Genomic DNA, 12,166 nt, shown 5'->3' on the forward strand with positions numbered 1-12,166 from the left:
CGCTACCAGAAACACCTTCATTTTCGATCAGCGAAGAAAGGACGGACATTCCGGCAATGTTTATTGCGAATTCGCGTAAACATCAACCAGACCTAGACCACAAGATACCTTGCAATGAGGCCGTTGCCTTCCCCTTGGCGTTTTTTCTCCGTTCCCCCTCGACAGGACACGATCGTCCCCACACCGTAGTGACAATGGAAGCAGAACCGCCTTCAAGCGGCTCAGGAACGCTGTAACAGAAGAATCCTCCAAATTATTTTCAAAAAATTCCGATCATTCCGGTGCGGCAAAGTCTCCGGTCGCGCGATGATTGACAGCAATAACCATTCGGAAACGTCGTCGTGTCATCCCAGGCGTGTCCGGTTCCGCGAGCACTCGATGGCAACCGACCGCTCCCCACTGGCAGCCGCAACAGTTGGCAAAATCCCGGCAACCCTTCCATCACGCCGATCGGTCGATCATCGGATAGGGGCAAAAGGGGACACGCACATTCCTGGCACGGGCCGAAGGTCCAGCAATTTGCATAGCCCAGCCTGCAGGGCTGGGTATCAGCCGACGGCGCCCGGTTTCATTTCACAACAGGCGAAGGGGCAACGCCCCGGGGGAGTGGTGGTGACAATCGACCGGGCCTTCAGCCCAACCATGTCAATCAACGCCCCTAGAACCCAGGCCGATGGCCTGGGCTATGCAAATGGTCGAGCCTGCGGCCCTAACATGGATGATTGCGATGTGGAACGGTCTGCGACGAACGAAAGACTTCTCACTGGCCGGGCAAGCGTTCGGTCGCGACAACTCATCATGCCTTACGTATAACTGACAGCCCCCCCCCGGCCTCTCCACGGAGACGCGACGGGGGAACAGCGGTCAGCGCGGGCTGACCTCCAACGATCCAATGCTGTTGGTCGCTCCAACAGCTAGGGAAAGGTCCCCCTGCGGACGAACGATCACTGCGGCGAAGCAGCCCCTTGCGACATTTCGTCCAACTGTGCCAGCTTCAATCGGACGCTAAGGATGTAGGGATCCAAACCTTCATCCCAGTGGCCGTAGGAGGTGGCAACAAAGGTTCCGTCGGGGAGGATCTCGACCCCCGAATATCCCGTGTCGTAGCCCTTGGTGTTTTCTTTCAGCCGCACATTATATTGGCCCTGCTTTCCGTCAACGAGATCGTCCCAGGTGCCGACCCATGCGATCCAATGCCCTTCAAAAGGACGTGTTTTGGCAGCATGATGCGGTGAACGGCAGCGGAAACTGACCAGCAAACGACCGTCCGAATCGTATTTGGCAACATGTCGGTCGCCGGTCAGCGCCAATGGCAACTCGCGTGGTGCGGTCCACGTCTTGCCTTCATCATCACTGAAAATCACGTGGGAATTCTTTCGCAACCGACTCTCTCGCAACAGCACAGCCAACCGCTTGCCATCAGGCGAACGAATGCACTCGGGCTCCGAAAGATGGATCGCACTGGACCGGTGAACCGATTCCGGTCGCGACCACGTGAGGCCTCCGTCGGTGGACAACGACTTATAAAGGGTCACCGTCTCGGTGCTCCCCCCATGTTCGGTAAAATAGCGACCGTCGTCATGGAACATCGCCAGATAATGCCCTGGGGTGCTCAATGGTTCGACGAACCCCATCACAACGCTTCCGCCCCAATCTCCGGCTGGCTTTAATTCGCTCCACTGGGCTCCGTTGTCTTCGGAGATTGCCATCCGTGCCGGATACAGCCCCGACCAAAGCAACAGGCGACGCTTCCCTTCCGCGTCGACGACACGATGCAGGTTGGGAACCTCTTTGGAGGTCGACCAGTTTTCGGGAGTCGCCAGTCGTGGCCCCCAAGTCTTGCCGCCGTCTTCGCTGCGTTTGTAGAGGATCGCCCCGCGGCCGACTCCCTTGGCATAAACGCACAGCATTGTCTGCCCGTCATCCAACAAAGTGGTCGATGGATAGCCCAGGTAGAGTCCCGTTTCGCGGTCGACGACGACTTGGCGGCGCAGCTGGTCGGTCAGATCGATCGTTTCCAGAGTGACCGTAGTTAGCGGATCGTCCGCGTGCGTTGGGGACGCCAACGCGATAGAGACGAACAGAACGGCGAGTGGAAAGAATGCAACTTTCATTTGTCATCGGTCCTTGATGAACGATCGATCCGTACGGTGCCACGGCATCGCGCCGAGCCGATCTATGCCGTGCGTGGTCTCGGAAAACAAACTTGCCTGCGAAAAAGCAAACTCTGCCGCTCGGGCCACGCGAATTAAAAACTAACGGAAACGGGAGCTAACGACGTCTTCTCGAACACGCCAAGCGGAAAATCAAGCCAGCTGAAAAACTTGAGGGCCAAGGTGTTTTGTGTGAACGGTGCCGATCAGCGTGTGGCACAGTGCTTCGCGAACAACGATGTCCATCATCTGTCCCGCTTGGCGGCGATTCCCATCGAACACAACGATCCGATCGCAATGCGTTCGCCCGGTCATCTGCACGACCGGGCCATCATCGCCGTTCTTGATCGACTTCTTGCTCGGCCCTTCGACCAACACCTGAACCGTCTCGCCGACAAAGCGTTGATTGTCTTCCAAGCAGACTTCGTTCTGCAGGTTCAACAAGTCGTTGTTACGACGCTTCTTCACCTCCAGCGGGATGTCGTCTTCCAATCGTTCGTTCGCCTTGGTCCCTTCGCGAACACTGTATTGGAAGATGAAGCTGTTTTTGTAGCGGTACTCGCGAACCAGATCCATCGTCATCTGGAACTGCTCTTCGGTCTCGCCACAGAAACCGACGATAAAGTCGCTGCTGACCGAGGCTTCGGGCAGGAACTTGTGGATCCGCTCCATCATCGCCCGGTAGTCGGCGATCGTGTAACCACGCTTCATCCGTTTCAGGATCTCGTCCGAACCACTTTGCGCGGGAACGTGCAGATACGGCGAACACTTTGGCAATTCGTGCACCGTTCGCAGCAGATCTTCCGTCATGTCCTTGGGATAGTTCGTCACGAACTTCAACCGCTCGATGCCGTCGATCTCGTGCAGCGATCGCAGCAGATCGGCCAACCGTGTCGTCGTGCCATCTTCGCTGTACTTGTAACTGTTGACCGTCTGGCCCAACAGCGTGATCTCTTTGCAGCCCTGATCGGCCAGCGTTTGCGCTTCCAGCAAAATCTCCGAAGGCCGGCGTCCCTGTTCCGGACCGCGAGTCATTGGCACAACGCAATAGGTGCAGAATTTGTCGCAACCGATCTGGATCCGCAGATAGGCCTGAAACGGAGTCGGCCGCATCGACGGATCCCGCAACGGATCAAACGTCTCGTGACTGCGACGGATATCCTCTTGCGTACCTTCCTTACGCCCGAGACTGACCATCACCTGAGGCCCGGAGCCAGCGCGAACCTGCTGGATCAAGTCGGGGATCTGATGCAGCTGTCCCGGGCCGATGACCAGATCGACGTGCGGGGCGCGATCAAAAATCTTGGCTTGATCCTTCTGAGCCATGCAGCCCATGATGCCGACCACGCGATCGGGGTGCGCTTCTTTGATCCGTTTGACTTCGCCAACAGCACTGTAGATTTTCTCTTCAGCCATCTGGCGAACGCTGCAACTGTTGTACAGCAGCACATCGGCATCTTCAGTCGATTGCACGACCTCGTAGCCGTGTTGCCGAAGGTTGGCTACGACCATCTCGCTGTCCAAGACGTTCATCTGGCAGCCGACCGTTTCGATATAAAGTCGTTTCGTCATGTTTTACTTTTAGCTTCGCTCTTTGGCGATTTGTCAGTCGAACGCTCACGCTCGACGTGTTCTCGAAGTTCCTGGACCAATTGATCGCGCCGACGACGCATCAAGCCCATCAAAATCCCCACGGCCAGCATCGACCCGACCACCCAGAGGATCATATTTATGTAGTCAGCACCCACGCGGCATAAGCTTCCAGATAGCAATTCCCGTTTCGTATCCGCGTCCGGGATCCCGAACACGCACCCCAACTTAAGCCCTGATGGGTGTAGATGTTACCAGCGGAAGTGCCTGAAAGGCTAGTGCTTTGTGACCGCAAGCCGCTGCGGATAGACTGGACCTTCCACTGCGAAGGGACCGCGTCTACCCAATCCGCCCCCCTTCCCGCCGCTCCTCCCGACAAATTGCTATCACCCCCAGGCTCGCTCGATGTCGAAATCCGCTATTCAAACCACTGCGTTAGCCAGCATTTACCTTCTCGCCAGCCTCATCTTCGCGCGCTCCGCCGCCGCGATAGCCCCGCCTCAACCGGCAGAGTCAACCTCCACGGCACCGAGTTACGCGGCGAAAGACCTCTCCGGCTGGACGGTGCAAATCCACCTCGAACTGCTCGAACCGGAAACGCGTCCGGCGACCGAACAGGCACTGCAGCTGTTAACCCTTCAATTGAACGAGATCTGCCGCGTCGTTCCCTCGGCAGCAGTCGACCGCCTGCAAAACGTAACGCTCTGGTTTTCGCCGCAATATCCCGGCATCCCTCCGGGAGCCGAATACCATCCCAGCGGCGATTGGCTGCGAGCCAACGGGCGCGATCCAGCGATGGCCCGCGGAGTCGAATTTACCAACATCCGCATCTTCGCCGCCGAAACGCGACGGATGCCAAACTTTGCGTTGCACGAACTCGCCCACGCCTACCACCATCGCGAACTTCCCGATGGCTTTCAAAACGAACCGCTGCAATCGGCTTTCGAAAAAGCCAAAGCGAGCGGCGGCTATGATCGCGTGGAGCGGCAAGATTCCGAAGGGAACAAACGCTTCGACCGCGCCTATGCGCTGACCAACCCGCAAGAATATTTCGCCGAGACAACCGAAGCCTTTTTCACGCGCAACGACTTCTTCCCCTTCGACCACAAAGAACTGCAACAGCACGATCCCGAAGTCTGCCAATTGTTGACCAAACTCTGGGGCGTCCAACCATCGCCGTAGGCTGCCATTTTGGACACCCCTCCGCAACAGAAGCGCATCCGCAACACCAACAAGAACGATGTGGGTTGAGGCAGCAAAACGGAATCCACCGCGTTGCCACTGCACTTTTCGAACACCCTTTAACGCCTCGCGTTCGCTTTTGCTTGACGCAAGCGCTCGGTGTATGAGAGGGCTTCGGGAGCATCGTCGCTGCCGAGAGTTGGGGGCTTCGTTTGAACGGTTGGCGTTTCAACTGCAGGAAGCAGTGCCGAAGGTTCGGACTCCTGCATCGCGCTGCCAGCCGCTTGCTGTTTGATCGAGCGGAGCGTTTGCAGGCGCTGGAGCTTGCTCGCGTCGGCGTCCTGCAATTTCGTGGCTCGCTTGGCAGCTAGACGTTTCACTCCGCTGAAGTCCCAGCGGATCCGGCGGACCGCGATGTCGCCGACAAACAAGCAGCATCCGATCAGAACGAAGATGGGCCAAAAATCTTGGATCGAACGGATCGCATCCAAACCGCCACGAAACGGGTTCAAAGCCGCCGGATCGGCGTCGCCGCTCGCCATCGATGGAGCCAACGTTCCCGCCGCGCCGCCGCGTGGCTCCGCTGCAGCCAATTGTTCCAATAGCCCTCGATTCACTTCGCGGATCCGGTATTCGGCGCTAAACGGCACGCTAACGCCGGTGGTCAGCGGAGCCGAGCCAGCTTCGGGGACGACGTGGACAAAATAGTTCCCCGCGCGATCTACAGGAAACGAACCGACGTAACGTCCCGGCGCGGTCTGCCGCATCCGCAAGTCGATAGGTTCGAGATCGGGGTCGAGCACCGAGGCTCCCATCTCGAGAAAGTTCAAATACTGATCGCTCTCATCCAACGCGTTCACAACGACTTGCACCTGTCCATCATTCACGACGGTCGCCAACGTGAACTTCCCCGCGTCGCCGGCGGGTCGATTCAGCCATCGCATCAATTGAGCGATCAATTTCTTGCGGTCATCCCACGTCCGCCAATCGCTTGCCCAACGCTGGCCGCCATCGGTCGTCAAGACCGCCGTCCGCCCCAGCCCATACTGCCATACGGCCAGCACCGGCTGTTGGCTGTTCTGAGGTCCCGCCGCGGACATCAAGACCTGAGCCAACGGGCTATCCTTGGCCGTCGTCATCACATAGCCGCGGATCGGTGGCGGGCTGCCAACGCCTTGGATTAGCGGATGGTCTTGCGCGAGCTGCGGCTGCACGCCTGCTGGCTGTTCGAAAATCAAGGGTCGCGAAACCCGACGCGTCTCCCGCATCACGATCCGCGGAATCCCTCGCGGCGAATGCACATGGTACATCTTTCCATTGCCAATCGAAGCGATCTGTCGCATCAAGCTCAGATCCGCATCTTTGCCGATCGCTACCGACGAAACGGTGATCCCTTGTTGTTGCATCCGCTGCGTCAAAGCGGCAAAGTCGTTTGGCATGGTTTGCCCATCGGTCAGCACGATCATGTGCTTCACCGCCGCTTCGGTTTGCGACAGCCCGATAAACGCTCGCTCCATCGCCGGATACATCACCGTGCCGCCGCCAGCTGTGATGCGCGAAACCATCGGCAACATGTGCGTTCGCCCCGCAACCGGCTGCATCGGAATCACTTCGCGCGTCGCGCCGTCGAAGGTCCAGATTCCCAAGTGATCGCTTGGGCCAAGCATCTTGATCGCCTCGGACGCCGCCGCTTTGCACAGCTGCATTTTTTGGCCATCCATCGATCCGCTGCTGTCAATCACCAGTGCCAACGCCCCGACCGCAGCGACTTTCAGATTCTTGATTTCGAAGTCGACAGGCATCGCTTTTTCGAGTGCCGTCCCGGTCCAACCGCCGGCACCCAACGCATCGGGACCGCCGATCATCAGCAAGCCCGCTCCCAATTGTTGCGTGTTGCGAACCAAGATCTCGATCTGATCATCGTTGAACCATTGCAGCGAATCGACAGCATCCCCGCCGACGCGCGGCACGTTGGCCAAGATCACTGAATCGTAGGCTTGCAGTTGAGCCAGCGAACTGAAAGTCGCGTCGCTCGGCTCGACAACGACTTCGATATTCTCTTCACGCAACCGATCGGCAAACTCGGCCCACGCTCCAGGCTCGGTCGCCGGTTCGATCAGCAGCACGCGACTCTGCCCCCGCACATTCGCAAACGCCACGGCACGATTGTTCTGCGACCGCGCGTCATCCGCCGGATCGTCGGGGACGAAGGTCGCGGTGTACGTATAAGGCGCGGCGCGATCGATCGTATGTCGCAATGGAAAGACGTTTTTCCCAGGTGTCAGCAGGATCGGTTGATTCAAGATCATCTGATCGTCGTGTCCGCTGCGCCGCGTGACCTGCAGTCGTCCCGCAACGGGAGCGTCCGAATTCTCCGCAGCAAAATTCGTCATCACGACGCGTGCTTCGATCGGTTGTCCGCGGCGAATTTGCGCCGGCATGTCGAGTTTTTCGACCAACACGTCGCTGCCCGACTGCGTCGGAACGGGAACGATGTCGATCCCAATCCCATCGTCGGCGATCCGATCGGCGATTCGCGCAGCCTGACCCAGCGTCTGATTCCCATCGGTGAGGATCACGATCCGGCGGCGGACGTCGGTTGGCATCGCGGTCCGAGCCAACTGCAACGCCTGTTCGAGATTCGTCGCGTCGGTGCGAAGCGATCCGTCGCTGAACTGCGACCGCTGCGGAAGGTCGTCGCTGAACGGAGGGACTTCGATCGTCGCCTCTCTACCAAACAGGATCACTCCCGCCAGATCGTCGCGCGACGCGTGGCGATGCGCGCGCACGTTGGCGGCGACGAAGTCGAACATCTCCCGGCGCCGACCGGCATCGATACTCTCGGATTGGTCCAACAGATACATCACCGCGACGCGGTCGCTGTGCCAACGAATCTGCACGCCCGCGATCGCCGCAACGATCGCCAACAGGACCAGCGAACGCAAACCGATCGCAACCGCCGCATGCACGACGCCCAATCCGCGACGCCGGTACGCGGCTACCCAGAACAGAGGCAACAGGCACAGCAGCCATAAAAATTCGGGGGCATCAAAACCGATTCGCATCCAAGATTCCTAGTCCTACGCATCCATCAATCGAACCAACGCTATAAGCTACATCGCGACATGCGAGAAGTAAAACTGGCCACCGAGATCCTCGGGAGCTATTGGTGCCCGGCTGATAGATCCAATTTGAAACACGGCTTTAGCCACAGAGATCTCAGAGTCCACAGAGAAAACTAGCCGCGATTCGTGGGCCTCGGTGAACTCGGAGATCTCTGTGGCTTCGACTGCATTGCTTTGATGCTATAAGGATAACATCGCGGCTTCGATATAGACCACGCGACGGAGTCGTCTAGCCACCAACTAATAGACGTCGCGGCGGTAGCGGCCGTCGGCGAGCATCTGGTCGACCAGCGTGTTGCCGAGCGTTTTGCGGATCACGGCATCGACCGCGGGAGCCATCCCATCGAGGCTGCCGCAGACATAGATCGCCGCGTCGCGTGCAACCCAGGCTTTCAGTTCGTCAGCCGATTCGCTTAGTCGATCCTGAACGTAGGTCCGCTGTTCGCCGTCGCGGGAGAAGGCGAGGTCCAAGCGTTTCAGCAGCCCTTGCTGTTGCCAACTGGAGAGTTCATCGCGAAAGAAGAAGTCGCGATCGGCGGAGCGTTCGCCAAACAGCAGCCAGTTCTCGGAATGCCCCGCGGCGACGCGTTGCTTCAAATGTCCACGCAGCCCCGCGATCCCGGTTCCGTTGCCGATCAAGATCATCGGGCGATCGACCGATTGGGGATGGAAGCTCGGGTTGCTGCGGAGCCTCAATCGCACCGACTGCTGCAATTCCAAGTGGTCGCACAACCAACCGCTACAAATTCCGAGCGTCCCGTCGGTCCGCACGACGCGGCGAAGCACCAATTCCAAATTGCCATCGCTGGGCAACGACGCGATCGAATACTCGCGAGGCTTCAGCGGCTTCAAGCCATCGGCCAACGTCTGCGGATTCCGACCTTCAACGCCATCGAGATCTGGCAACTCACACCGCGCCAACCGCTCGGCAAACGTCGTGCTCTCATGGCCGACTTCGATCGTCGTCTCGCCATCGCATCCCGCTGCTTCCAACCAGCGTTCAACGGAGGCTCGCGAATTCCGTGGTTCGACCTCGGCGATGTCACCCGCTTGCCAAGCCACCGGGCCCGCCTCGTGGCCTGTTTGTTGTAATTTCAGATGATAGACGCCGCCACCAAGACTGCCTGGATTCAATTCCTGGCGTGCGACCAGTTGCCAGTCGTCCAGTTTCGGCGGTTGCCATGGCGTTGCCGCAACCGTTTCGAAGGTCTCGGCAACTTTGGTTTGCCAAGTTTGAAGCGCCGCCGGATCGCCGTTATCGACTTCGACGATATCGAACAGCGGCCGCGCCTTGTGTCGCCGCAACCATTGATCGACCTGCCGCCCAAACGCACAGAACTGGGTGTAGGTGCGATCGCCGAGGGCGAGCACCGCATATTCCAAGGCCTGCAGATCCGCAGCCTGCCCCATCACCTCTTCGAGAAATCCATAGGCGTGATCGGGCGGATCGCCTTCCCCCGTCGTGCTGGCGACAAACAACAAACGTCCGCCGCGGACCAATCGCTCGCGATCGATCTGTTCGATCCCCGCCAGGTGAGCCAACTGGCCCGCTTCGTTCAGCGACGCCGTTGTCTGCTGAGCCAGTTCATACGCGAAGCCTGTTTGGCTAGCGTAAACCACGGCGATCGAAGAGGGATCGACCGCGGCTTCCCCCGTCGCAGCAGCGGTTGCAGCACCGACGGAGTTGCTGGCTTGCATACGCTTCGCCGGACGACGGAGCATCCGCAGGCAAAACAGCAGATAAAATGTTAGCGTCCCACCGGCAATCCACCACCGCGATGAGGGTGGATTTGCAATCCACCAAGCACCGCGAGTGAGCCGCAGAAACAGCAACGCAACAATCACCAACAGCAGCATGACGACTGCGTTGCCGATCACTTCAGCGAATCTGCGGCGGGGTGGTTGGTTTGCCATGGGACCTAATCAATCAAACGGATTTACTGTGGCAAAACTTCAAGCGTTGCGGCGTAGCTGAGACGACGGGTCTTCGCTTGGGCGGTCTTCCCTTTTTCGTCTTGCGACGAAGTCGAAAACCAATACATGCCGGGCTTCTCAAACGCGACAGTGAATTCTCCGTTCTCGTCGGTCGTCGCGATGACTTCTTCCTGCGAATCGCGGTAGCGGGTTCCGCCGCGGATGATCTCGATCTCCAATCCCGCCGCGGGCTTGCCTTCAATCAGCAATTGAAACTGACTCTTCTCTCCCGCATACAAATCGTTGGGATGCGTCGCGGCAACCAATTCGATTCCAACGCCGGTCGGCTTCAACGCTTCCTTGCTAGGAGCCCCATTGGTGACGAAAGTCTCGATCCGTCCAACGCTTTCGGTAACCTTCAGGTTTTCAGCATTGGCCGGTACTTCGGTTGCAAACGTTGCGGCCGATCCACGCCAGCGTTTGCGTTCGCCGTTTTCGACCCAGCTGGCGAAAAGGCCTTGGTTCATCAACGCGATGCGGTAGGTTCCTTCCTGCTCCAACTGAACATCAAACACGCTACGATACTTGCCGGTCGAAGCGTTTTGAGCTTCCGCCGAACCGCCATCGGGAGCGGTGATCACGAGGCCGTCGAGACGCAACGGATGGTGATTGAAGTAGAACAGGTCGTTCGACACGGCGGCGTCGACGGTGACCCAAGGATCGTTCCCCGAAAGGGACGTCTGCGATGGCAGCACCCACACTTTGTGAGCGGATGCGATCTGCGACAGCGTGACAACGAGGGCAACAGCCAGGAAGGATGAAATTTTCATCGTGAGACTCTCTAAAGGGTAACAAAGGGTTTTACAGGGAACCGAAATCGAACATGGAATCGTGGATTGGCTAGGGCTTGACCGAAAGGGTCACCTCTCCCAGCTCTTTTTCGCCTTGGGCGTCGAGCGTCTGTGACGACGTGGCAGGCCATTTAAAAGGGATCTTCACCAGTTCACGGCCACCCACTTCGCGGGACGCTTCGACGATCAGGGTGTATTCCCCGGCCGGAAGATCGGCCAATTGAGGCTGCTTGTCCGTGAAGGTCAGCGAGTGCTTGCCGACCGGCCGCGTCGCCCCGGTGACGCCATCGACCGGCACGTCCAATGAACGGCCAGAGATCCGCCACCACTGCCGCAAGTCGGGCAACCATTTGGTGCCGTGCCCTTCGTTCGTGTCGCGCATCTGATACCAAACCGTCAGGTTGCGAATCTGTTTGCGGTCGGCGGTTTGAATCCAGGCGGCGACATAGGGGCGGTGATATTCCGAAACGTTCAGTCGCGGAATTTCGATGCTCAGTTCGATCTCCGCGGCCGTCGCCGGCGCGGCTGGCATGGCAAACGCCAAGGCGAACGAAGCGGCAAGAAGGGGAAAGCGTTTCAACATGCGTCGACTCTTGTTGTTCAAGGAAACAGTCATGGAGAGGATGGTGAAAATTGGAAGCGTGGCAGTCAGTGGATCAACAGCAGCGCGAGTAAAAACGGAACGATCAGCCCCAGTCCGACCAGCGGCCACGTCATCCGCCGGTTTCTCGCGTGCAGGAATAATAGCCCCAAACCGGTAAAGCAAAACACGAGCGTTGCGATCGCAAAGATGTCGATGAACCAACTCCACGCCGGCCCCGTGTTGCGGCCTTTGTGCAGGTCGTTGAAATACGAGATCCAGCCGCGCTGCGTCCGTTCGAATTCGACTTCGCCAGCAAACCGATCGATGCTCACCCACGCATCGCTCCCCGGGCCGGGCATCGATAGATAGATCTCGTCCTCGTTCCATTCGGCCTCTCGCGAACCGATCGCGATCCCCGTTTGATCGCTCAACCAAGTCGCGACCGCCGATGGCAGCGGAGCTTTCTCGGCAGGCGTCTGAGCGTCGATCGCGTCGGTTATCTCCTGCGGTAGCTCGATGATCTGGTGCTCCACATCCGGAACCGTCTCGATCTGCGAAGCGTGATTCAGCGTGATCCCGGTGACCGAAAACAAGATCATCCCGATCAGACAGACGGCCGAGCTGATCCAGTGCCATTGGATCATCGTTCGCAACCAGAACCCGCGGCGCAGCGTCTGGCTGACCGACGGCGGATCCGACGGGATCGGTGGTTTGGTGGTGTCGGGAGATCGCTGACTCAAACCAGACTCTCCCCAGAAAAACCGTACG

Annotated in this window: 8 protein-coding genes; 1 reads left to right on the plus strand and 7 read right to left on the minus strand. The window is 58.6% G+C overall.

Annotated elements, in window-relative coordinates; all coding sequences use genetic code 11:
• Positions 1-944: 944 nt before the first annotated feature.
• Positions 945-2,114 carry a sialidase family protein gene (locus Poly24_RS17905; protein WP_145098501.1) on the minus strand — a complete coding sequence of 390 codons (1,170 nt, stop codon included), beginning with the start codon at positions 2,112-2,114 and terminating at the stop codon, positions 945-947.
• 192 nt (positions 2,115-2,306) lie between these two features.
• The gene (gene miaB / locus Poly24_RS17910; protein ID WP_145098504.1) at positions 2,307-3,725 is read right to left on the minus strand and encodes a tRNA (N6-isopentenyl adenosine(37)-C2)-methylthiotransferase MiaB; all 1,419 of its coding nucleotides are present in this window, start codon (positions 3,723-3,725) and stop codon (positions 2,307-2,309) included.
• Positions 3,726-4,148: 423 nt separating this feature from the next.
• Here miaB and Poly24_RS17915 point away from each other — a divergent pair, with 423 nt between their 5' ends.
• On the plus strand, positions 4,149-4,925 hold the full coding sequence (locus Poly24_RS17915; protein WP_145098507.1) for a zinc-dependent peptidase: 777 nt from the start codon (positions 4,149-4,151) through the stop codon (positions 4,923-4,925).
• Between the two features lie 119 nt (positions 4,926-5,044).
• Here Poly24_RS17915 and Poly24_RS17920 read toward each other — a convergent pair whose 3' ends face one another.
• From Poly24_RS17920 to Poly24_RS17940, 5 genes are all read right to left on the minus strand, one after another.
• Complete coding sequence (locus tag Poly24_RS17920) at positions 5,045-7,990, minus strand: VWA domain-containing protein (protein WP_231753207.1); 2,946 nt, start codon at positions 7,988-7,990, stop codon at positions 5,045-5,047.
• A 300-nt stretch (positions 7,991-8,290) separates the two neighbouring features.
• Positions 8,291-9,964, minus strand: coding sequence for a sulfite reductase subunit alpha (locus Poly24_RS17925; RefSeq protein WP_145098510.1), 1,674 nt, complete (start codon positions 9,962-9,964; stop codon positions 8,291-8,293).
• Positions 9,965-9,987: 23 nt separating this feature from the next.
• The gene (locus Poly24_RS17930; RefSeq protein ID WP_145098513.1) at positions 9,988-10,794 is read right to left on the minus strand and encodes a DUF4198 domain-containing protein; all 807 of its coding nucleotides are present in this window, start codon (positions 10,792-10,794) and stop codon (positions 9,988-9,990) included.
• Between the two features lie 70 nt (positions 10,795-10,864).
• Positions 10,865-11,398 carry a DUF2271 domain-containing protein gene (locus Poly24_RS17935; protein WP_145098516.1) on the minus strand — a complete coding sequence of 178 codons (534 nt, stop codon included), beginning with the start codon at positions 11,396-11,398 and terminating at the stop codon, positions 10,865-10,867.
• 65 nt (positions 11,399-11,463) lie between these two features.
• On the minus strand, positions 11,464-12,102 hold the full coding sequence (locus Poly24_RS17940) for a PepSY-associated TM helix domain-containing protein (RefSeq protein ID WP_391556922.1): 639 nt from the start codon (positions 12,100-12,102) through the stop codon (positions 11,464-11,466).
• Positions 12,103-12,166 lie beyond the last annotated feature (64 nt).

The sequence above is a fragment of the Rosistilla carotiformis genome (genome assembly GCF_007753095.1).
Classification (GTDB): domain Bacteria; phylum Planctomycetota; class Planctomycetia; order Pirellulales; family Pirellulaceae; genus Rosistilla; species Rosistilla carotiformis.